At 54.5% G+C, this 22,152-nt stretch carries 17 protein-coding genes; 2 read left to right on the forward strand and 15 right to left on the reverse strand.

What is annotated here, in order from left to right:
• Positions 1–87: 87 nt before the first annotated feature.
• The 4 genes from FF011L_RS02340 to FF011L_RS26120 all read right to left on the reverse strand — a co-directional run bounded on the left by FF011L_RS02340 (position 88) and on the right by FF011L_RS26120 (position 3,028).
• Positions 88–282 (reverse strand): hypothetical protein, encoded by a 195-nt coding sequence (locus tag FF011L_RS02340; protein WP_145349912.1) that lies wholly within the window; start codon positions 280–282, stop codon positions 88–90.
• A gap of 114 nt (positions 283–396) precedes the next feature.
• Positions 397–2,094, reverse strand: coding sequence for an AMP-binding protein (locus FF011L_RS02345; RefSeq protein ID WP_145349914.1), 1,698 nt, complete (start codon positions 2,092–2,094; stop codon positions 397–399).
• A 7-nt stretch (positions 2,095–2,101) separates the two neighbouring features.
• On the reverse strand, positions 2,102–2,539 hold the full coding sequence (locus tag FF011L_RS02350; RefSeq protein ID WP_218932963.1) for a CBS domain-containing protein: 438 nt from the start codon (positions 2,537–2,539) through the stop codon (positions 2,102–2,104).
• 228 nt (positions 2,540–2,767) lie between these two features.
• Positions 2,768–3,028, reverse strand: a complete 261-nt coding sequence (locus FF011L_RS26120) for a BON domain-containing protein (RefSeq protein WP_218932964.1) — start codon at positions 3,026–3,028, stop codon at positions 2,768–2,770.
• Positions 3,029–3,237: 209 nt separating this feature from the next.
• Here FF011L_RS26120 and FF011L_RS02360 point away from each other — a divergent pair, with 209 nt between their 5' ends.
• A complete protein-coding gene (locus FF011L_RS02360; RefSeq protein WP_218932965.1) occupies positions 3,238–4,239 on the forward strand; it encodes a TIGR00341 family protein in 1,002 nt (333 codons plus the stop codon).
• A 203-nt stretch (positions 4,240–4,442) separates the two neighbouring features.
• Here the strand turns inward: FF011L_RS02360 and FF011L_RS02365 are convergent, their stop codons facing one another.
• From FF011L_RS02365 to FF011L_RS02415, 11 genes are all read right to left on the reverse strand, one after another.
• A complete protein-coding gene (locus tag FF011L_RS02365) occupies positions 4,443–5,480 on the reverse strand; it encodes an alkaline phosphatase D family protein (RefSeq protein WP_145349920.1) in 1,038 nt (345 codons plus the stop codon).
• Between the two features lie 167 nt (positions 5,481–5,647).
• On the reverse strand, positions 5,648–6,331 hold the full coding sequence (locus FF011L_RS02370) for a hypothetical protein (protein WP_145349922.1): 684 nt from the start codon (positions 6,329–6,331) through the stop codon (positions 5,648–5,650).
• Between the two features lie 26 nt (positions 6,332–6,357).
• Complete coding sequence (locus tag FF011L_RS02375) at positions 6,358–7,896, reverse strand: DUF1501 domain-containing protein (RefSeq protein ID WP_145349924.1); 1,539 nt, start codon at positions 7,894–7,896, stop codon at positions 6,358–6,360.
• A gap of 12 nt (positions 7,897–7,908) precedes the next feature.
• Entirely contained in the window at positions 7,909–11,640 is a 3,732-nt protein-coding gene (locus tag FF011L_RS02380) for a DUF1553 domain-containing protein (RefSeq protein ID WP_218932966.1), read from the reverse strand.
• A gap of 245 nt (positions 11,641–11,885) precedes the next feature.
• Positions 11,886–12,386, reverse strand: a complete 501-nt coding sequence (locus tag FF011L_RS02385) for a fasciclin domain-containing protein (RefSeq protein ID WP_145349928.1) — start codon at positions 12,384–12,386, stop codon at positions 11,886–11,888.
• A 99-nt stretch (positions 12,387–12,485) separates the two neighbouring features.
• On the reverse strand, positions 12,486–14,927 hold the full coding sequence (locus FF011L_RS02390) for a right-handed parallel beta-helix repeat-containing protein (RefSeq protein ID WP_218932967.1): 2,442 nt from the start codon (positions 14,925–14,927) through the stop codon (positions 12,486–12,488).
• Positions 14,928–15,021: 94 nt separating this feature from the next.
• Complete coding sequence (locus FF011L_RS02395; protein WP_145349933.1) at positions 15,022–16,317, reverse strand: Gfo/Idh/MocA family protein; 1,296 nt, start codon at positions 16,315–16,317, stop codon at positions 15,022–15,024.
• A gap of 108 nt (positions 16,318–16,425) precedes the next feature.
• Positions 16,426–17,403 carry a DUF4886 domain-containing protein gene (locus FF011L_RS02400; protein ID WP_145349936.1) on the reverse strand — a complete coding sequence of 326 codons (978 nt, stop codon included), beginning with the start codon at positions 17,401–17,403 and terminating at the stop codon, positions 16,426–16,428.
• Between the two features lie 54 nt (positions 17,404–17,457).
• Positions 17,458–19,023 (reverse strand): N,N-dimethylformamidase beta subunit family domain-containing protein, encoded by a 1,566-nt coding sequence (locus FF011L_RS02405; protein WP_218932968.1) that lies wholly within the window; start codon positions 19,021–19,023, stop codon positions 17,458–17,460.
• 186 nt (positions 19,024–19,209) lie between these two features.
• Positions 19,210–20,367, reverse strand: coding sequence for a right-handed parallel beta-helix repeat-containing protein (locus FF011L_RS02410; RefSeq protein ID WP_145349940.1), 1,158 nt, complete (start codon positions 20,365–20,367; stop codon positions 19,210–19,212).
• Between the two features lie 130 nt (positions 20,368–20,497).
• Positions 20,498–21,706 carry a sialidase family protein gene (locus tag FF011L_RS02415; protein WP_145349942.1) on the reverse strand — a complete coding sequence of 403 codons (1,209 nt, stop codon included), beginning with the start codon at positions 21,704–21,706 and terminating at the stop codon, positions 20,498–20,500.
• Between FF011L_RS02415 and FF011L_RS02420 the strand changes: the two genes are divergently transcribed.
• Positions 21,705–22,064: a hypothetical protein gene (locus FF011L_RS02420; protein WP_145349944.1), complete on the forward strand. Its 360-nt coding sequence runs from the start codon at positions 21,705–21,707 to the stop codon at positions 22,062–22,064. The two genes, FF011L_RS02415 and FF011L_RS02420, sit on opposite strands and share 2 nt — an antisense overlap.
• The last annotated feature ends 88 nt before the right edge of the window (positions 22,065–22,152 follow it).

The raw sequence follows: 22,152 nt of genomic DNA on the forward strand, positions 1-22,152 counted from the left end.
ATAAGAAGGGGCCTTGTTCTCCCTGGATCACTAGCAGCAGCTAGCTGCATGCATACGAATCACCGCTTGCAGGTTATCAATATGGATTCATCGAAGCGGAACCTGATTAACCGTTTTGGAATGGGGTAAACCGCGGGCAGGTCGGTCGGCATCATCACGCGCCACGGTGACGGCGGTGCAATGCCCGCACGTGATCTCTTTGCCAAGCAACATGATTTGCACACGCATTCGACGATCGCAAACCAGACAAACTAGGTTGAAGTAGAGTTGGCTTGGTTGCATCGTGATCTTTCAGTGTGGTGAGGTAAAGTGGCCCTGCCCAACCACAAGAGAAGTGTGGAGGAAATGCATGCGACCTTCGGACACCGTCCCGTCGCGAACCACTGAAGCGGAGTGTTAGGAGTTTTCTGGTGGATGGATGTGCGCTGAACTTGTGTCAGCATTCCTCCGCATCGCGATTCGTTTCAGCTCGCCAAGGTCAAGTTTTCCTAAGCTGGATACTGGGATTTCGGCGACCTCGATGAAGTCGGCGGGTTTAGGAATCCAAATCGCAGGGAAATGTTTTGAGTCAAAAAGTTTTCTGGCGATGTCGGTGGCCGAGGTGTGCTCCAGCGGGGTGTGAACAACGATCAGTCGCTCACCTTTGCTCGGGTCAGGAATCGCAGTGACCGCAACCTGCCGCACTTCATCATCCGTATTGGTGCGAATCAAGTCAGCAATTGCGTCTTCCACCGCAGCATGGGGGACCATTTCACCACCGATTTTTGAAAAGCGATGCTGTCTTCCGGTGATGGTGATGAATCCGTCTTCGTCGATATTCGCAAAGTCACCCGTGTCATACCAACCATCGTGAATCACCTCGGCAGTCTTGTCGGGCTGATTCAAATATCCCAGCATCACGTTTTCGCCGCGAACCAGAAGTAAACCTTGTTTGCCAGTAGGCAATTCGGCGCGCGTTTCGGGATCAATAATCCGAATTTGCACACCTGGGGCGGGTTGTCCGACGGTTCCCCCTTTGTACGCGGGTTCCAGTGCAGAGATCGTACGATGTGCAGGCACGTTGACTGACGCCCAGGGTGATAGCTCCGTCGTCCCGTAGCCTTCAGCCGGTGCGACCCCAAATTTCTCGGTAAACGATTTTGCTAGGCTCGCGTCCAGTGGTTCACCACCGACAACGGCTACGTCTAACGCTGGGAAATCGTCCGCATGGCAACGACGCAAGTAAAGCTTTAAGAAAGTCGGCGTCGCGAATAGAACGGTGACGCGATACTTTCGAGCCAGCTCGCCGATCGCTTTCGCCGCGAAAGGATTGAAGTGGTAGGCTGCTGCCATGTTTAATCCGAACGGTAGCCACAATGCGGCTGAGTATCCGAAAGCGTGGAAGAACGGCAGGATGCCCAGAGTGACATCATCGGGGCGAGTGCGGTAGAGTCGCCGAATCGCGTTGATGCTAGCGGCGATGTTTCCGTGCGATAGCATCACGCCTTTGGGATCGGCTGTCGTGCCCGAGGTGAACAGCACCGTCATTAAGTCGTCGGACTTGGTGCGTTGCAGCCCGAGCATGCGGTCGAGAAGAAAGCTAGGCAGTCCGTATGCGGTAAGTCCGCAAACCAGTTTGTCCCACCAAGTGGCCTGCCGAGCTAGGTCTTCCATGCAGACAAATTTTGCAGAAAGTTCAAAGGGTCGCCGTTTCATGAATTGACGGCTGGTAATAACGTGCGAAATCGCGCATGCGGTGAGACATTTTTCGACACGCTCATCGGTAAGCGTGTAGTTTAAGTTCACCGTTGCCTTGCCGGACAGGCCGATGGCTGTGTTGGCGATCACGGCGGCGACCGACGGTGGCAACAGCACACCGACCATGGCCTCCGCTTCGTTCACCACGCCCGATCGCGCTAGCAATCGCCGTGTGACCAGCACCGCTGTCAATAAACGCCCACCGGTCAGGTCCACCCCTGTTGAATCAACAGCCTGCCGCCGGAAAAGACGCGATCGGCAAGTGCGGATAAAATCTCGCAACGGGAACATGGTTTTGACCTGCGGCGTTGAGGAAAACAGATTGGTCGGATCCGCCAGATCAAACTGATCATTCAAGGAAGCGTTATGCTTCCAAGATCGGTTGGCAAGGCTGGGACACCCGTTCGATCAGTTCCGCTGACAAGCCTTGTTGGTTTGATTTTGCGACGATATCGCCTAGTGAAACGATGCCGACGATCGTATTGTCTTCGCCGCCGACCAAAACTCGTCTAATCTGGCGTTGCTCCATTTCCTGGGACGCGTCTTCGATCGAAGTCGTTTCGGGCAGCGAACACAGGTTGTCACTCATTATTTTTTCCACCGGCTTTTGAGAACAATCACACCCGCTAGCAACCGCTCGGACCGTAATGTCACGATCGGTAACGATGCCGACGGGTTGTCCGTCGCGGAATACGGGTAGCGACCCGATGCGCATTCGACTCATCATCTCCGCAGCCTCGCGTACGCTTTGATTCGCGGAGATTCCTCGCACGTGCGTCGTCATTACATCTTTCAGTTGCATCGGTAGGTTCCTTGCATATCTGGGTAAGAAAAGCAGTGCCATTCGATTGAAGCTTCTCGCGAGGAACCAGACTTGCAAACGGTGTTCCGCATTGTGGCAACCGACGTGGGGTCAGGGGCATCCCCGCTGGATGGCGCGATGGCAGGACGATAAGGTTGACAAGCGAAGTTGCTAGCCAAAAGTCTTAACGGCTTCCGATATGTGGGTATGGCGGTAGCCGCTGGTGGGTTAGGTCGTCACAAAAATGTTGTTGACGATATGCGTCACGCCGTCGACGCGGCGAGCGTGTTCCTGGGCAAGTTGCTTTAGGAAGTATGTGTCGACTTGCCCCATTAAGTACAGGATGCCATGCCGATAGTCACAGCGGATGTGACGAAGGGGCGCGCGGTTGGTGTTGGCAAGTTCTTGCTCAACTTCGGTTCGAATTCGAGCCGCATTGGAGGAACTAGAATGGGATGAGAGTTGTGCGATTTCGAGCAGAGCGTTCATTCGGAAGCCTTCGGGATAGATGTGGGGGAGCGGCGATGACGAAGACGCAAACTGTGTGCCACACGGTAGTGATTGACGCCGGCTCAATCGATCCGACCGATTGCCCCACTCGAACGTATAAAGAAAGATCCTCTTCAAGCGATGGCCGTGATCGCGATTACAGCCATAGTATTTGAACAATCGTGCTAATATTTCAACGAAAGTAACCGGTGGCATTACGCCTGATTGAACTGATTTTGCCCGCCGATGCGGCGGTGGATATCGAGAAGCTAACGCGCATCGATGAAGTGCTTGAACGCTGGGACGATTCTTTGTCCGGTGGCATGATGTTGGTACGGATGTTAGTCCGCACCGAACAGACCGAGATGCTTCTTGACCAACTGGAAAGCCGATTCGGCAATATCGATGGTTTCCGAGTGATATTGTTGCCAATCGAAGCGACGCTACCTCGTGTTCAAGATCGACGGCTGGACAAAGAACTTAAATCAGTAGAAAAGATTTCGCAGCGAATCAGTCGCGAAGAGTTGTACACCGACATCGTCGAAAGCGCTAAGCTTTCGCGAGTGTTCCTGGCCTCGACCGTGCTGGCGACACTGGTTGCCGCCGTGGGACTCATGCGAGACGACACGGCGATCATCATCGGTGCCATGGTAATTGCACCGCTGCTTGGCCCTAATATGTCGCTGTGTCTGGCGACGGCACTCGGTGATATCGATCTTGCCATCAAATCGCTGCGTACCAACGCGGTCGGTTTGCTGTTTGCACTGGTGGTCTCTTTTTTGGCGGGCAGTTTCTTGACCCTGGATTGCACTAGCCATAGCGTGCTCGATCGCACGAGTGTGAACATGGGCGATGTCGTTTTGGCACTGGCCGCAGGAACTGCAGGAGTGCTGGCGTTCACGACCGGTGCGCCCTCTTCGTTGATCGGCGTTATGGTCGCGGTCGCCTTGCTGCCGCCGTTCGCTGTATTCGGTTTGCTACTCGCGAACGGCGAATTTGCACTGGCACGAGGCGCGATCATGCTGGTCGCGACCAACGTGATCTGTGTCAACTTAGCTGGCGTGTTGACGTTTGTAGTCCAAGGTATCCGCCCACGGACTTGGTGGGAGGCCGAGCGAGCCACCAAGTCAACGCGAATCGCCGTCGCCGTTTGGGTCACTTTGTTGGCGGTTCTGATCGTGCTGATCACTATGGAAAGTCGCACACCATAGACAACTTTCCATTCAGCTGGCCGTTTGATTCGCGGCAACGCTAACGGGCAAAAGAATGGGGGCAAGAAAATACGGATGCTGGTAGCTTTTGCAGATCAGGATTCACGCACTCACCATGGCATCCGGTCTTTTATTTTCTTGCCCCCATTTTCTTGCCAAATTTCGGTGATCAGTTGTTACCGGTGCGATTGGCGGCTGAGTGCTTATTTGGGTTGGAGCTTACTCAAGCGATACGAGCCTTGGATCTGCGGTTGGTTGTCTGTGTCTCGGATTTCGAAATTTATTGTTGGATCGGAGGAATCCCAGTCAATCGACAAAACGCCAAAGTTGGCTTTGTGGTAAGTGGTATTGATCGAACGGAATTGATTTTCGGTAGGCGTGCCACGGGGATGGATTTGGTTAAGACTGCTGGAGGTAATGTCCAGCAGAGGATAGGCCGTTTGTTCCTCCGTCACCGAAACTTCGGACCAATGTCGATCCCCACTTAAAATAACCACACCGCCAGCGCGGGTTTCACGAATCAAATCGATTAGCCGTTGGCGTTCACGCGGCAAATTTGCCCACGCTTCTTGGCCGGCTGCGGAGGGAACAAATTGAATGCTGGAACCGATCACGCGAATTTCGGCAGGCATTCGCAATTGCTTTTCAAGCCATTTCCACTGCGCGTCGCCCAGCATCGTTTTTTGGGGATCATCGTCCGCCGTGTAGGGGCCACCGACTCTTCGAGGCCCCTTTTTAAGCGGCGAGCGAAAGTACCGGGTGTCCAGCATGATCACTTGCAGCCGTTTTCCCTCGGGCCCAAAGATTTTGGCATCGTACACTCCCGCTTGCCTACGCCGGGGCGAATCGGTTGGCTCGTCCCAGAAATCTAAGAACGCTTCTTGAGCCTTGTCACGGAGGGGGAAATCTGCGCCGCCATCGTTCAAGCCGTAGTCGTGATCGTCCCAGGTGGCCAGTATCGGACAGGCCGACCGCAACGCGATGAATTCCTGTTTGGCACCCAGTTGCTTGTATTTGGCACGCATTACGTCGATGTCGGATGTATCCGCATAGATGTTGTCTCCCAAAAGTAACAGCAGCTGTGGCTTGGCTGACAGCATCGTGTTCAGGATCGGCATCGGGCGATCCTGTTGGATACAAGATCCGAACAACAGTCGTGAAATCGGTTGGTCAGGAGCCTGCCCAGGGGACATGGTGGCGCAGGCTAATAAAAGGGAACCGCAAAGCAGAATTCGCAACATGGGAGTACTCAAGCAATCACCGAGGTAGGAAAAGTATCAGGGCGTCAAACGGAACCAGGTCAATAGACTCGCTCAAAGACGTTCGGGACGGACGAACAGCGTGATGACTATTCGACAATTTGGGATTGCAATTGGTGCTCCGTTGGTCGGAGCCGTCTGCGATCGTTTCAAGTATCCAAATCAGGTGGGAGTGTTTCTATCAAACCGGCGTTCAGTTTTCCGCCCAGCATCTTGTTGTTCTTTCCGTCCCCCAGGTTGGTAGCCAAGGCTTCCATTGTACGCCGAATCATATCTGGGCTATCGTTGGGCCCGGGGATGAAACAGGGTTCGCCATCTTTGCCGAAACTGAATTCGCGGTCGCATTGCGTCTGGTCGACATCCGCCCAGATTTTACTGACGGTCGTATAGTCCTGATGGGGCACGAGCCCAAATTGTTCTGCCCACAGAACGGAATCGACAACATACTTCTTTGCGAATGCGGGGTCGCACCGGCGAAGATCCGAACGTTCACTCAACCCGCTGATATGATCTGAAAACTGGCGTGGAGTTACCGCCCGCGCAAATGCATCTTTCACACCCAAGCAAAATTGATCGACTAGGAAGCAAGCGAATAGGATGTTTCCATCGGGTAGCAGTCGACCAGCGATCACAGCCCCAATTCCGGTACCGTCCTTCTCTAAGAGGGTCTCATAGATATAACATTGATGAAATTTCCCCCGGGAAGCCGCTGCGATTTGTCCTCCAATAGAGTTCAATGCATTTTTCTCAGCCGCTAACTGTTTTCGTTTTGCGATTTCTTTACTACGCTTTTTAGCGAGTTTCTTCTGACGACTTTGTTCAGACTTGGCCATTATTTCTTTCCGGTGCTCTGGCTAAATCAACGCAGCAGTTCCCGCACGACGTGGGCTTTTTCAACTCCGGTTAACTTTTGTTCCAGTCCTTGCATTTTAAACGTTAGCCGCTGGTGGTCGATACCCAAGCAGTGCAATATGGTCGCGTTTAGATCGCGAATGTGAACCGGATCCTCGGTGATCGAGAATGAGAAATCGTCGGTGGCGCCCCGTGAGATTCCCCCGCGGATTCCGCCGCCGGCCATCCATAGGCTAAAGCACTTGGCATGGTGATCGCGGCCGTAATTGTCGCGGGACAGGCCGCCTTGGGAATAGATGGTCCGGCCGAATTCACCGCCCCAGATCACTAGGGTGTCATCCAGCAGGCCTCGCTGTTTTAGGTCGGCGACCAACGCGTGCGTTGCGGCGTCGGTTTCCGCACACAGTTTGGGCAAATCACCGACGACATTCCCGTGAACGTCCCAGCCTCGTTTGTAGACCTGAGTAAATGGTACGCCACGTTCGGCAAGTCGGCGGGCCATCAAGCAGTTGAAGGCAAAGCTGCCAGGCTGTTTAGCGGTTTCGCCATACAGGTCCCAGGTGCTTTGGGGTTCATCCGAAAAATCGGTTAGTTCCGGGACGCTGGTTTGCATCCTAGCAGCCATTTCGTATTGGCTGATCCGCGACTGGGTTTCTGGGTCGCCCAATTCATCGAAAGTTTGTTGGTTTAAGCTCGCGACGGCGTCCAGCATTGTGCGGCGAACGTTGCGGTCCATGCCTTTCGGGTCTTGCAGGTAGAGCACCGGATCTTTGGCCGATCGCAGCAGTACGCCAGCGTGTCGCGAAGAGAGAAAACCGCTGCCCCACAGTCGTGAATTAATCGGTTGAGGGTTGCCGACGGTGAACTTTGAATTGAGCACCACAAAGGCTGGGAGGTTCTCGTTGGTGCTCCCCAATCCGTATGACATCCAAGCGCCCAACGATGGTTTACCCGGGATCATGTTGCCGGTATTCATCAGCAGGATCGCTGGTTCGTGGTTGATCGCATCGGTGTGCATCGAACGGATCACGGCGATGTCGTCGACTGATTTAGCTGTCGCAGGTAGCAGGTCGCTGACCCAACGTCCGCATTGACCGTGTTGTTTAAAACCCCATTTCGACGGAGCGACAGGGAATCGGGTTTGCCCAGCCGTCATGCCCGTTGGCATGGCCGTACCACGAATCGATTCCGGTAGATCTTTGTCGAACCATTTGGCTAGATTGGGTTTGTAGTCCCACATGTCCATCTGCGGGGGACCGCCGGACATGAACAAATAGATGACGCGTTTGGCAGTCGGTTTGAAGTGTGGGCCATCCAGGATGCCACCTTGGCCGCTGGTGGCTGCCGCGGTTGCCCGTTGTTCGCCGGACAAGCCACCCGCCAGCAACGAAGCCATCGCCGCCCAACCGAGCGCGTTGCTGCCCCGTCCGAGGAAGTGACGCCGCGTTTCCAGTTTTTTCCACTCTTGCTTCAGTTCCAAGGGGATTGGCAAGTCGCAAGGGGACGGGCCGTAACCATGGTTGTCAGAGCATTGGGGATGATTCATCGAATTTCCTGGTTACTTGTTGATCGCCGCATCACTGTTCATCACCGTCGATGCCATCATCATCCAAACCGCCAACTCCGTCGCTGCGATCCCATCTTGCGCGGTTACCGGAGCGGCCTTGGGAAATGCCATCACTTCTACTAAATGCCGTCCGGGATTGGCCGAGTTGTACGTTTGGTTGACGCGGATGTATCGCACCTCCCGCGGTTCGAATTGACAGTCGATTCCCTGTGGAGTCGATGGCTGCTTATTGTCGCGATGGTCGGCGACCAGGTCCCACTGCTTGCCGTCCAGTGAAGTTTCGACCGTGAAACCGTAGTGGCGTGAATCACCAAAGTAACCGACTACCACCACACTTCCGACCTCGGTCGGCGTTTCCAGGTCGACCTCCCACCAAACGGGTTTTCCACTTCTTGAATCCATCGACCAATAGCTGTCGGTATCGTTGCGAATACCATCGTTAGCCCGCGAAGGGTGATGAGGGGCTTGGAAATCGGAGCTTCGCGAAGGTTTGCCGGTTGTTAAGCTTGGTAGATCGGGAATTTCTCGGGCCGAAGATTCGCCGATCGAAGTTAACGCGACAGCATCGTTTGGGGTTTGGGAAAGGCTGGCGGTGAAGCGATCGTAGGCGGATCGCAGCGTCTGTTTGTCCGTGTTGGAGAAGCCGCGTGAAAGTAGGATTCGGCCGAGGAAGTCAATCCGCTCTGCCGTTGTCTCGCCGCCCTCTCGTATCGTGCGTTCACCGAGGTGGCGGGCCGCTTCTAGGTATTGCGGATCGTTCATCAGAACCAACGCGGCCAGCGGAGTGTTGGTGCGTTGTCGCCGCACGCAGGTAGCCGATCGATCGGTTGCATCAAACGCTTCCAGATTGGGCATCGGCGCCATGCGTTTGGTGAACGTGTATAGGCTCCGGCGATATAAATCATCACCGTGGTCTTGTTTGTAAATGCGTGTGTTGCTGCCTCCGTAACTGCCCGTCTCCCACACGCCTTCAGGTTGATACGGTTTGACGCTGGGACCGCCTAGCTTTTCCACCAGCAATCCGCTCGCCTGCAAGGCACAGTCACGCAGCATTTCGCCATCCATTCGGAAGCGTGGTCCGCGCGCGAGCAGACGGTTGTCCGGATCGAGTGCCGCCATTTCAGCGGATGCTTTAGGAGACTGTCGATAGGTGGCCGACATCACGATCGTCTTGTACAGTCGCTTGATTCGCCAACCGCTGTCGACAAATTCGACCGCCAGCCAATCTAATAAATCGGGGTGGGAGGGTGGTTCGCCCACGGTGCCAAAATCGTCGCTGGTGGCTACTAACCCGATGCCGAATAATTCCTGCCAGATTCGATTCACTGTAACTCTGGCGGTCAGCGGGTTTTCAGGCGACACGACCCACTCGGCCAGCCCCAAGCGATTATGCGGTGCTTCCGGTGGCAAAGATGGCAAGAATTTTGGCGCGTCGGCTAGGACTCGCTTAGCACGGTCGTTGAAGACGCCGCGGGTGAGCACATCGGCGTATGCCAGCCCGGTTTTTTCGCGACAGACCAATGAAATCGCACCGCCAGCCGATAGCCGTACCAGTTCCGCATCCAACGCGGGCAGTTGCTCGTTCAAAGCGATCGATTCGGAATCTACCGTTGCAAAGAAATGGTCTTCGATTACTTTTCGCTCATCGATCGTCCACGTTTCAGGTTCCTTGTTGGCGACGATTTCCGCGGCGTAATCTTCTCGTGGCAGGCGGGCGACTTCGGCTGCTGATAGTTCACGTTCATAGATTCGCATGTCTTGATACGCGGTCGCCTGCATCGGATCGCCGTCGTGCCGGCGGCCCAGCCACAGCGGGGCCGGAGTGCGGATGGAGCCGGTTAAAGCATCCCCCACAACTTTTACTTTTTGCAGCAGGCCATTGACGTAGATTTTGACGCCTGCAGCCTTGCCGGATCCATCGTAGGTAAAGCAGACATGGGACCAACCGCCGCGAGGCAGCGTGACGTCCGGTTCGGTCCCTTCATAAGAACCTTCGGGCAGTCGGAAGGGACTGCGGTATTCGGTTGTTCCTACGGTCTCCAGCGAGATCAGATCGTCGGGCCATTGATGAATCAGTTGGACGTGCAGCGGCCCGCCGGAGTAATAAAGGTTCCAACCACGATAGCCATTGTCGATATCCATTTTCGCGATTAGTGCACCGGCTTTGGTGTTCCATGATTTGCCGCCGGGCACGTTACGCGGCTTGATCCAACCGCCGCAGGAGAAGGGTTGATCTTTATCGAAGTCAGCGGCCTGTCCAAGGTTGACTTTGGTGTTGGTTTCCAGGCGAAAGCTCGGCCATAAACAGGTCTCTTCACCCCATTGAGGGGCGGGGCCGGTGGCGGTGAATTCTGACGCTACAGCGTCGGGGGCTGTGTTGTGCAACACCTTCTTTTGCTTCTCGCCGGTTTGAAGATTTTCGTCTAATCGAAGGTGTAGTTGCAAGCCGTCTTCGGCTACTGCGATCGGGCGGTTTCCGCCCTGTAGCCATGCTTTCAGTAATTCGTCGGCGCGGTTGCGACGTTGTTCCAATTGCCGTAGTACGTCGGCTTTTTGGGCTAACACGTTGTCGTATGCCGCTGCGTTTTCCGTTTTCGGAACCGTTACATTTGGCGGCCAGTCCGCGCGGTCGTCGCAGGAGGCCTTTTCGGTCAGATTGTTGAAAAATGCCGTCAACGCATAAAAGTCCTGTTGGCTAATCGGGTCGTACTTGTGGTCGTGGCAGGCGGCACAGCCGGTGGTCATTCCCAGGTAGACGGCGCCAAACATTTCGGCTCGTTCGCGGCTGAGGTTGGTTTTTAATTCCTCGATAATCGTACCTCCTTCGCCGGTCGCGATGCCACATCGGATCAGTCCGGTTGCCACCAGCTGATTGATCCGCCGGGGCGGCAATAAATCACCTGCCAATTGCTCGCGAGTGAACTGGTCATAAGGCATGTCGTCGTTGAACGCGTTGATGACGTAATCACGGTAGGGCCAGCGGCTCTGGTAGTTGTCGACGTGTAACCCTTGCGTGTCGCCGTATCGGGCATAATCCATCCAGTAACGCGCACGGTGTTCGCCAAAGCGTGGTGAATTCAGTAATCGGTCGACTACTGTTTCGTAGGCATTGGCGGAGGTGTCGGAAACAAACGCGTCGACTTCGGTCAACGTTGGCAGCACACCGGTTAAATCGAGGGTCAGTCGACGAAGTAAATCGCTACGCTGCGTTGGCGAGTTGGGAACCAGATGACCTTGATCCAGCCTCGCCATCACAAAGCGGTCGATGGGGTTGTTGCACCACTGGGGAGACGAAACGTCGGGCAAGGCAGGTTTCTGCGGCCGCACAAATGCCCAGTGGTCCCCCCACGAAGCCCCTTCGGCGATCCAGCGCCGCAGCAATTCGATCTGGTCGTCTGTCAGGCGTTCGCCGTTGTCGCTGGGGGGCATGACTTCATCCGCATCATGAGAGCGGACACGCGTTAACAACAGGCTTTGGCCCGGTTTGCCCGGTGCGATCAACGCTCCCTCGTCGCGGTCGGCAAACATCCCGTCTTGCGTATCCAGACGCAAGTCGGCCTCGCGATGCGCTTCGTCAGGACCATGGCAGGTGAAGCAGTTGGCCGACAGGATGGGCCGGATGTCATGGTTGAAACTGACGGCAGCCTGGGGCGAATCGTCGGCCGCATGTGAGAAGGCGACACCAAAGCAGTAGATCGTCGCAACCATCAGCAGGGTAGACAATGGTCGGACACGAGAGAGGCAAATCATGCCAGTGTTCGACTTGTTTAGTAAGGACGGGACTGAAGACGGAGGGGGAACGGTCCATCATAGTCTTCTGCAGCCCAACAACCAAGTTATCCGCTTCTGTATCGTTTGCGGGCACCTCTTTCGTAGGGGCAGAACGGTCTTTACCCCCACCCAAAAAAAACGCCTCATGTCAGGCATGCTGACATGAGGCGGGCAAGACAGTCGTGATTCTGGCTGCTCTATTCCTTACTTGCGGGAGGAAGCAAAACTTTGTCGATGACGTGGATGACGCCATTGCTGCACATCACGTCCGCTTTTGCGACCTTGGCATTGTTGATCATGACCGCTCCATCGACGACCGAGATCTTTACGTCATTGCCCTCAAGCGTTGGTGCTTTGTCTAATTTGACCACTTGTTTCGCGGTCACTTTTCCGGATACGACATGGTACTTGAGAATTGCCTGCAGCTTGGCTTTGTTGGCGGGTTCTAGCAGGCTTTCAACGGTTCCGGCGGGCAGTGCTGCGAACGCTTCGTCCGTTGGCGCAAATACGGTAAACGGTCCATCACCCTTGAGAGCTTCCACCAACCCGCCTGCTTTGACAGCAGCGACAAGGGTATTGAATTTTGCCGCTACCGCCGTGTCGACAATGTCTTTGTGGTCATGGTGATCCGCCTGTGCTTTGGGAATTGCGGTCAGAGCAAGAGCGGCCAGACAGAGAGCGAAAATAAAGCGTTTCATAGTGTTTAAATCCTCGAAATGTGAAACTGATTGGGAGACGTTTCACATTAGGAGGACGGCAAGACCTCGCCCAGAAAATAAACGGTTTTTGGGGAGACACTACTGCTTCGCGGGGACGACATCGCGGATGACGCCGTCTAAGTAGGCTTTCAATTCAGGGTTCTGGTCCGCGATTTTAAATCCTGCAGAAGTCGTTGGCTGGTCGACCGCACGACGCATTAGATTGTGCATTAGGTAACGGCCTTCACCAATCGTCATGTGAATCGCATCGCGGTACAGGTCCGAAAGGTTTTCAATGGGAGCCTCCCCTGCCTTGATATCGGTGGCGATTTGGTGCAGGGCCTGCGTTGCATAGGTTTGGCGAAATTCACGCTCGGGGTGGCGAGTTTTTAGGCTTTCGATCAGGGCTTCAAAATAGGCCGCGTTGTGGATCATTTTTTCATGATCTTTTGAAGCGAATTCTGCGGTCGCTTTCTCGCTGAACGCCCACCCGGTGTGGATGACCACAATGGCACGGGGTTGCATGTCCATCCATTGTTCAATGACCTGTTGATCTTGCTCGAGCGTGGTTCCATAGTGCGGCTGGACCACCAAGTAGTTGTAGTGCAGCTGGGTTAATGCGGTCGGCCAAAGTCGTGATGAGCCAACGCAGGGTGCTGCTGGACGGTCGTGGATAAACTGCAAACTTTTGCCACAATCGACGTGCCAATTGACATAGTGGTCTAGGTTTGAGGGACGTGTGTCCCAGGTTAAGGAATTACCGATTAAGTAAGTCCGCGGCTGGTGGGCTAAGACTTGGTTGTCACGCAGGGTGATGTTCTCCTGCGGAGTGGCGTTGTATCGGACGTTTGGTGTCCGATCGGTTTCCAGTTCCCAGCGATTTGCAACGGCTTGATTGTTCCCTGCTTTATGGAACCGCAGCGGGCTTTTCGCGATCCGCCTGAACTGATTGTCAGTGATCGTAAAACCGGTGGAGCCTTCGTCCAAGAACATCCCATTGGATTCCGCTCGTCCCGCATTAAGTGGAACATCGGAAATGGTATTGGATTCCAACCGACTGTTGGGCTGGTTGCCTAGCGTGTAGATGCCTCCTCCGTCACTTAGTACTTGCATGACGCGGCGGATTTGGTTGTGATGAATCTGATTGTCCTTGGCCGGTGACGGACTGTCATTCCAGATCCAGCCCAGCGAGATGCCTGTGTAGGGGCAGTCCTCAATCAGGTTCTGGGCGATTTGCAGTTTTTCGTGAAGAGCCGCCCAGATCGCGACACTGCCGAATAGAACTTGACCACAGTTGCGGATTTCGCAGTCGGTTACCTGGTTGCCAACGGGAACCTGTTGCGGAGCCGAGCGGTACCATGGTTTGCCTTTCACATGCCGCGCGTTGTCCTCGCCCAAGTTAATCGCGTTGCCACCGATGTCACTAAATTTGGAGTGAGCAATGACGCAATGGTTCGAGCGACTTCCCAGCCACAATGCGGTATTTCCAATGCCATTGAAGCGACAATTTTCGACTCGGCAATTCTGCCCTTGATCGATCTGAACGGCGGCCGAAAGCATTGGGCGATGCGGGGTGGATCGCGAACCATCGGCAGATCGCGGTTCGTGCATCGTTGCCTGCGCGCCGGAAAGACCGCCGGCCGGCATGGGGAACGGGGTGCCTGTAAAGACCAAGCCCTGTAGAAGCAGGTTTTTGATCGTGTTGTCACCTGTGGCTTGGGCAACAATTAGTTGCTCGGTAACTGGCAGCTGGACACTGGGGGCGGGTTTTGTCGTGTCGCCCAGAAGAATCAATTGGTTCTTTTCCCGATCGATGTACCACTCGCCGGGCAAGTCCGCAAAGGAACGGTGCCCTTCCAGCCAGTACCGAGGCTGTTTTTCAAAATGGTCGATCGCGTAATGAGGCGCTGAACATCCGATGGGCCCGAGTGTTTCCAGCACATCGGTCTGATGATTAATTGAACGGATGGGCAACCGACTGGAAGACCAGTCATGCAGAAATACCAGATCGCAGACACCCGTTTCCGGTGAGACATCCGCGGGTAGATCGGCCGGGGTGAATTGGAAACCGCTACGGCGATCGGGAACCGAAGCAACGATACGTGAATACCCCACATTCGGATGTCGGGCCGCGGTCTGTAAGGTTCCGTTAACGAGGATGACACGAGGCGGAAGGCCCTTGTAATCGATCGGTAGATCGTATCGCCAAGAAGATCCCGTTTCGGATGCGGTACCTTTTAAGTTGACGGCACCCGATAGGATGGTCTTGTGAGGTGATTCTGCTTGCAGGGTTAGCCCTTCACCCACGATCGAATCATCCAACCGCAGGGGCGTTTCCAGTTGATAGGTTCCGGCAGGCAGCACGATCTTTATCGGCGACGTGTCTCCCGCTTCCCGTAAATCGCGAAGTTCGGCAAGACTGTTCGTCAGAGATTTCGCGGACGCAGAAGAGACGGTTAATTTCTTTTCAGCAAGAGCCGCCGAGCTGAACAACAGCGTAGCAACTAGGCTGCACAGCAGTCGAGAAATTGTAGGTCGCATGGTAGCATTCGTTAGTACAAAGGAATTACTGTCGTCGTCCGCCACTCTCGCCAGAGCGTGGGGCCCACCGTCTGGCGACGGTAGAAACGGTTGCCTAAGCCCAATCGCGAGGCTGGCGATATCGCAACCGGTTGGCTTCATCATCGTTCACGAATTCTTCCGTTTGTGGATCGATCGTCAGCGGACGTTTTAGCATCCAAGCGAGGGCCGCCGCATGGCAGGCGATGTGCGACCGGCGCATGACGGTCGGATTGCAAACCGTTGGTTTGCGGCTTTTGACGCAGTCAAAGAAATTCCGAGCGTGTGCCGACACATCCAGTCCTCGAACACGTTTGGTTTGCGCCAGTTCGCTTGTCAACGTTTGGGAACTTGCCACGATTTCGCCTTCGTCCCCGGTTTCTATCGATCCTTCCTCGCCATTGAAACGAACCGGGCAAGTGCCCAGTCGCGTCAGCCAGCGTGGGCCGCGGTCTCCAAAGGGGTCGGGTAGGAAATCAATCATCAACTTGACACCGTTTTCATAGGTGCAGGTGATATTCTTGTCGGTAGGGTGGTAAGTGATTGGCAAGGTGTCGTCCGCTTGGTTTGCCCACTGGCAGAGGTCGACGGTATGAGCGCCCCAGTCCAACAGTCGCGCGCCACTGTCGAAATCGAATTGGTCTCGCCATCCACCTTGGACGTATTTTTGATTGTAGGGTCGCCATGGCGCTGGTCCCAGCCACATGTTCCAGTCGCAGACCTCGCGGTCGGGCGTGGGTTGTCCGGGCAGCCATTCGTTTCGAAGCGACGGGATATAGACGGTTGCATCGAGGGATTGGATTTTGCCAAGTCGTCCGGTCTGAGCTAGTTCCACGGCTTTTTGGAAATTGGGAACGCTTCGCCGTTGTGTGCCGGCTTGAAAGATTCGTCCCGTCTTGTCAAAAACCTTGGAGATGTTTTGGCAATCGCCAATTGTGATGCCGCAAGGTTTCTCGCTATATACATCCTTGCCAGCCTGAGCGGCCAGGATGGATGCTGCGGCATGCCAGCGGTCGCCGGTCGCGATGATGACGGCATCCATGTCATCGCGAGCTAACATCTTGCGGAAGTCTTGATACAGTTCGCAGTCGGTGTTCCCGTTGGCGTCGTCGACCAGTTTCTTGCCTGCGTCGCGGCGAGATTTTTGGACATCGGAAATGGCAATGCACTGCACGTCCTTTAACTGCAAGATGGACTTCATGTCGTAGGTGCATCGAGGCCCAATACCGATGACCCCAAGTGTGATCTTTTCCGATGGTGCGACGTTGTCAGCGGCCCCCAAGGCTTTGGATGAAACGAAGTAGGGGACGGTCAACGAAGATACCGCGGCCGCTGTGGCAAGGAAATTGCGGCGATTAGGAGCATTGGTCATCGTGTTGGTTTCCGATCAAGAGTGAGTGCTGCAGTCGTTTCGTCCCCGGTGTGCAAGCAAGGACGAAGACAAGTAAGAGGAAGACCTCAGTCTGAATGTTAAAGCGAGCTATTGATCCGCTCTGCCCTGTACCGCTTGATGGGCGATTTCTCGAAAGAAGGTCCCCTCTGCGGGATCAAACCCTTCGGGCAAATAGGTTGTTTGGCGGGCGTCCTTTCCCGTCAGGACTTCGTACCAAACAAGCCCCCCCAAGAAACATCCCTTTTTGTTTGCATGATTGGTATCAAGCTGCAGTTTTGGCTTGCCATTGACGTCACGCCAGTACCAGCCGGTAGTCAAGGAATTCGTCTGTTTTGGCAAGGAACCGGCAACCGGATTTTTGTAATCGAAATCGGGATCCACGACTAAGACTTCGTGACCGGGCGCGTTACGTGCAAGTTGGAAAGCGATTCCAACCGGAATGATCGGTGCCGAAATCTGACGGGAAGCATCCGCGTAGGCAGCCTGAAGCCCCTCATACATTGCTTGCTGATCCATTTTCTTGCTCTTCAGCAGGCGGGAATCAGAGCGATAGGCCCAGGTCTGGTGCATCAGCATCGCAGTTTCAGGAGCATTCTCCTTAATGTGGCCGACCAGTTGTTCAAGGTATGGGTGATACGATTCTGGTTGGAAACTTAATGCACTCATCTGTTGAAGCGTCACAAAATCCCATTTTTGGGAACGCAAATATTCCTGTAAACTCTTCTTTTCTCTGCCATCCCTGTAAGGTTTGACGGATGGATCTAGGTCCGATTGAGCGGCCAGACGGGCGTGCCGTTCCAGCGTGCAACCGCCTAGATTTGCCGTCCCAATTTCGATCCGAACGTTTGCGCTTTCAGCGATCGGTTTTAGATAAAGACACGCGTTGTTGGCAAAACTGTTTCCAATTGTGAGCACGCGGACGACTTCGGTTTTATCGTCCGCTTCAACGGTTTGTTGGGCGGACAGGCCCGAAGTCAAAAATAGGATGGCGACAAGCGAGAGGAGCGGACGGATCCACGTTTTCAAGTTCACGCCGGTAGTCGCCGGTTTGTAATTTTTTGACATGTGCGGTTCAATCACTGAAAAAGATGTAACAGGACGTTGCAGTGCGAATCGTGTTTACGAAAGCGCTCGCTTCAACAAGTTGTGGGTGATTTGCTGAACACGTTCGTCAGGTCCGTGGGGACGCGACCAGTGCGACCACGGAAGCCAATGACCCGGAGGACTGGCCAGGTCCTGGCACCACCAGATGGTCGACGCGTTAAAGACGAAGTTCCCTTTCGGTCCAGGGTAAATTGTCGACGCCCATTTCTGTGGATTGACTCCGCTTTGCAAAGCCGTCCCCTGTGCGACAATTTCAAGTCCTGGAATATCTTCCGGAGGATCGCCGTGGTATTCCCAACCGATCAGCCCCGGAATCGCCTCTCCTTCTTTCATCCCGGTTCCGTCAAAGATCCAGTGTTGCGGATTGGTGCAAACCCAATCGCCTCCACCGTTAACCGGTTCGACGTTTCTCACGCCCATCAAGTAGCCCTCATCCGGTCCACGATGGGGGAACGGCCCGTGCTCTTGTTCCCGTAATTTCGCCCAGCGGTGTTCTCCACCGTAGGGACCCCCTCGAAAAATAATTCGATTCGGGGCTCCGGATTCACTGCTGCGGAACGGGCTAACCCAGCAAACCGAATTCCCCGATAGGAATAACAGGTTGACGCCTGCATCACGCAATTTGACAACACTCTCGTACTGGCGGATGTCCCAGTATTCGTCGTGCCCATTACTGATGAAGGCTTTGCACTTTAGGGCACGGTCGGGTGTCAACATGTCGCTGTTGGAGCAATAGCTGACATCGTAACCATGTTTTTCCAGCCAGTAGGCAAGCGGGAATTCGAAACAAAGCCATTCGCCTGAGCCGAATGTTTGCGGGTTTTCAAAAATCTGTGGGTATTTGCCGTACGGTCGGTCGAAGCTGACATCGGCCCATGGGCCTTGGTTTCCCTGAGGGTGTGTATAGACCGAGTAGCCGTCGGGCCATTGGTTGTAGGCTTGCCAAGTGTTGTCCGAGCATTGCAGAAGGATGTCGGCCGGGCGTTCGTCCCGAACGATAAATACAACGTAGTTTTGCCAATAGCCAAAACCGGATGTGTCCGATTCGGTTGTCAAGCGACCGAGGTAGACTCCACTAGGCCAGTCGTCCGGGATGGTGAAGGAGGTGGCAGGATCCCAGTCGCAAATTCGGATTCGCTTTTCGCCGACATCCGGTAAAGGTTGCGTGTGCCCATCAAATGGCCCTAGCGTTGTCATCAGTCGAGCACCTCGCCCAGCGTAATAGCCGGTTCGGAAGATTTCGATCTTGAAGCGACTTGCTGGAGTGGTGGAAACGTGAAAGTCGATCGATTCACCCGCCAGCACACTTTGTTTCGAGCAGTAGCCTTCGATCGGCGGGCTCCGCAGACCGCGTGTTTTATCTAGACGCACTCGCGTTAATTGCCAATCGCGGGCTCCTGGTTTGGCGTTTTCATCCGCGATCAAGGGATTGCGATCCGGTGCTTTGATCGGCCCGTTTGCTGATTTTTCAGCCGCTTGAGTGGGCCTTCCGAATGCACCCACGGCGCCAGCTAACGAAACGGAAGCAACGTCTTTCAAAACCCGGCGACGATGGATATCGTTTGATTCTTGGGGATCCACGATTGCTGTACCTCAGGAGTGCGGTTGTTGGCATCAAGCGACAGGGCCTGCCGCTTGGTTTATGTGAAATAGGCTGTGCTGGGTTCTAAGCGAAGGCGATAGGTTGGCTCGCTGCGGCCTGTCTGCAGCGATGCCAGGATGGTTGGTTTTCAGTTGGCTATCGTCTGTTCGCCTTCATTTGAGTCTTTACTTTGAATCCTTTTTGGAGTGATCGCCGTTGCTATTGATCAAAATCTTCTGGCAATCCCCTTCTTGGCGGACCGCTTCGGTGACTAGGCGAGAAAAGAGGTTTCCAGAAATAACGACCGCTTCGCAATCTTGCAGGAGGATGCCGGTCGCTTCGTTGGGATTGTTCTCAAGCTTGGTTGGTTTCTCATAACGTTTCTGAGCCTGTTTGCCATCTTTGTCTTTTCCGATCCAGGTGTCGCTAAAGTTGTTGGCACTGATCGTGATGCTGCCGGACGACTCGCGGACCGCGATCGCTGCGTTCTTCACGATGGTGAAGGTGTTGGCCGAAATTGCACAACCATGGGCATCGCGTAAATCAATCCCGCCGGCGAAATCGTGGGCGATCACGTTGGCCGACATCGTCGTGCCGTAGCAGTCGCGATCCAGGATGATCGCCCAGCCTTGGCATTCTTCGATCATGTTGGATGCAATCACGCTGCCGTAGGTGTTTTCGATGACAACCCCATTTCCTAAATGGTCATCCAGATTGTTGCCGCTCATCGTCAGGTTGTATCCATCCAAACAGGTGACGCCGTCCTGATTTTCTTCGAACTGGTTTGCGGAGACGATGATGTCGTGGCAGCCATTGATGCGCAGCCCGGACGCTTTGTTGTACGTAAACAGGTTGTTGCTGACGCGTGGGTCTTCGTAACAGAAGTGAAGGTTCACGCCGTCGCCACCGTGGTAGCTGGAGGTAACACCTTGAATGAAAATCTCTTCGATGTAGTTGGCTTCGATTCCTGCTCCGCTCTTTTCATTTCCGGTCACGCGGAGGTTTGCGACATTGACGCGCCAAAGCCGGTCCTTGGTCGGTGTCTTCTTCCCTGCAAAGGCAGGATTTTCAATCAAGATTGCAGGTTGTCCCTCGGTGTTTGTATTAACGATATGAGATGCTGTGCCGACGCCAACGATCCGCGTGTCACCTGTCTTAATACGCAGAGGCTGAGAGATCTCAAATTTCCCCGCGGGGATTTGCAACAGACCTCCTTCACTCGGGATCGCATCGGCGGCTGCCTGCAGCGAGTCATATTTGCTGGCGTCAATCACACTTTGTGAGTAAGCAGGAAGCCCAATACAAAAAACAAGGAAGGCAAACGCAAGGTGTTTGATGATCATGTTGAAACCATTGGAGGTGGGTGGTTTTCGTAGCGGAGCAGTGCAAGCTGTGCCGCCAATTTCGGAGGGTTTTCAATCGGTTGATCGGAAGGCTTGCTTTCGTCAATCCGCTGAGGGGCGAGGGATTCGCTTATTTCGAGGTAAGACCTAAGTCTTGAAGTTGGAAGGTTAGGAAGTCGATTCGGTTTGCACTCTTGCTTCCTTTGTCACCCGCTTCAAATAGGACGCCGATATGTCCTGGTTTAAGTTCGACCATGTCGCTGTATGCGGCTGGGCCTGTGTGCAGTAGCGGCCCGTCCTGCCATGTTTTCGTGTCATCGGTTGAGAAACGGATCCGAAGGTCGCTGCGTCCTTTTCCGGAGGGCCCGTTTTCGTCGGGACCGGAAAATAGGATTACCGAAGTCGCTGCGGAATTGTCGGCAGACGCCGCCCGTAGCAATGAACATTGGACGACTGGAGGATCAAACGGAGCGGATAGTGGAGAGAACCACTTGTAATCTTTGTTGGTCGCCGGTTCGTAGGACTCTCCGCCATCGCTGCTGTAGGCAGCACCACGCGTGCCCGAAGATTTGCCTTGTTGGTCACGAGTGTTGATGTATAGACGGCCGTCGCTTAGTTCGACGACGGTTGTTTCATTGGCTCGCAGGTCGTCCTCGTAAGTATCGTCGACGGCTCCGAGCCGCCAGGTTTTTCCATGGTCATCGCTGAGCAGCAGTTGCGATCCTTCGGGGCCACGGTCGGCTCCCTTGTCTCCAATGCGATGATTGGACGGGATGACCAAGTGGCCTTTGTGTTTCCCGTTTTGAATTTGAATGGAATGTACCGGTCCTGTGGCATACCAGCCCCACGAATCCCGTTTGACATCCGTTGTCAGTTCTCGACGCGGAGCCCAGGTCTTGCCATGATCATCGCTGTAGGTAATGAAAACGCGATCGTTTTCGAGGGTGAATGGCAGCCATAATCGACCGGGATGCTGGGGGTCTAGCAGGTCAACGACCGGGGCTGGATTGCCGATCGTAATTGGCGGGGGCGTCCCTTCGAAGAGGCTGACGAAATCAGAATGATCTTGGACGACTTCCAATGCTTGCCATGTTTGGCCTTGGTCGGTCGAGCGTTTCGAAACCAGGTCGATTTCGCTGGCGTCCCCTCCTGTGCGCGCTTCGCAGAAAGCAAGCAGGTCGCCGTTGGCCGTCTGAATGATCGCGGGAATTCGAAAAACTTTGTACCCGTCGGCTCCGTTTTGAAAAACGGGGACCGAAGTGAAGGAATTCGCGGCAGAGAGTGGAGCGGCGATGAGGGCAAGGAATAGGACGACAAGATGTCGTGATTGAAAAATCATGATGATTCGCTGCGGTGTGGCAAGGCTTGGTGGGAATCGTGTCAGAGGGATGGAGACTCTCTTGTTCGGAGCCTCTTTCGCATGGTGGGAAGATATGATTTTAGACGGAGATCCGACCGCGGTGGGGTTTTGGGCGATATTTTTGCGATCGCCGCTGTCCCTTCCGCATCGGGCCGGCGTTTTAAGCGGAAGCGGAGAAAAATTGTCGTCCTTCGCTTGGGACGTGCAATTCGTAGGTGACGGTTTCCGAGTGGGGATGCTGCTGTGCGGCAATGCATCCGAAAATCCCAACCCGCTGCGTAAGCAAGGGACCGGGACAACGGTCTGCAATCCCTCGCTTACCGGCTTGTTGATCTAATCGAAAGCGGAGAAAGGCGACATTTCTAATTTTGATATCGAATTGACTGCGTCGGCGCACCGGGAGCGCAGGCTGCCGTAAGAGCCTG

It is taken from the genome of Roseimaritima multifibrata, assembly GCF_007741495.1.
Classification (GTDB): domain Bacteria; phylum Planctomycetota; class Planctomycetia; order Pirellulales; family Pirellulaceae; genus Roseimaritima; species Roseimaritima multifibrata.

What these genes read in the sequence shown, in the direction of transcription:
- FF011L_RS02410 (WP_145349940.1), bottom strand. Translation starts at nt 20,367, where the DNA reads ATGATCATCAAACACCTTGCGTTTGCCTTCCTTGTTTTTTGTATTGGG.
- FF011L_RS02385 (WP_145349928.1), bottom strand. Translation starts at nt 12,386, where the DNA reads ATGAAACGCTTTATTTTCGCTCTCTGTCTGGCCGCTCTTGCTCTGACC.
- FF011L_RS02420 (WP_145349944.1), top strand. Translation starts at nt 21,705, where the DNA reads ATGATGATTCGCTGCGGTGTGGCAAGGCTTGGTGGGAATCGTGTCAGA.
- FF011L_RS02395 (WP_145349933.1), bottom strand. Translation starts at nt 16,317, where the DNA reads ATGACCAATGCTCCTAATCGCCGCAATTTCCTTGCCACAGCGGCCGCG.
- FF011L_RS26120 (WP_218932964.1), bottom strand. Translation starts at nt 3,028, where the DNA reads ATGAACGCTCTGCTCGAAATCGCACAACTCTCATCCCATTCTAGTTCC.
- FF011L_RS02340 (WP_145349912.1), bottom strand. Translation starts at nt 282, where the DNA reads ATGCAACCAAGCCAACTCTACTTCAACCTAGTTTGTCTGGTTTGCGAT.
- FF011L_RS02390 (WP_218932967.1), bottom strand. Translation starts at nt 14,927, where the DNA reads ATGCGACCTACAATTTCTCGACTGCTGTGCAGCCTAGTTGCTACGCTG.
- FF011L_RS02375 (WP_145349924.1), bottom strand. Translation starts at nt 7,896, where the DNA reads ATGAATCATCCCCAATGCTCTGACAACCATGGTTACGGCCCGTCCCCT.
- FF011L_RS02415 (WP_145349942.1), bottom strand. Translation starts at nt 21,706, where the DNA reads ATGATTTTTCAATCACGACATCTTGTCGTCCTATTCCTTGCCCTCATC.
- FF011L_RS02365 (WP_145349920.1), bottom strand. Translation starts at nt 5,480, where the DNA reads ATGTTGCGAATTCTGCTTTGCGGTTCCCTTTTATTAGCCTGCGCCACC.
- FF011L_RS02400 (WP_145349936.1), bottom strand. Translation starts at nt 17,403, where the DNA reads ATGTCAAAAAATTACAAACCGGCGACTACCGGCGTGAACTTGAAAACG.
- FF011L_RS02350 (WP_218932963.1), bottom strand. Translation starts at nt 2,539, where the DNA reads ATGCAACTGAAAGATGTAATGACGACGCACGTGCGAGGAATCTCCGCG.
- FF011L_RS02370 (WP_145349922.1), bottom strand. Translation starts at nt 6,331, where the DNA reads ATGGCCAAGTCTGAACAAAGTCGTCAGAAGAAACTCGCTAAAAAGCGT.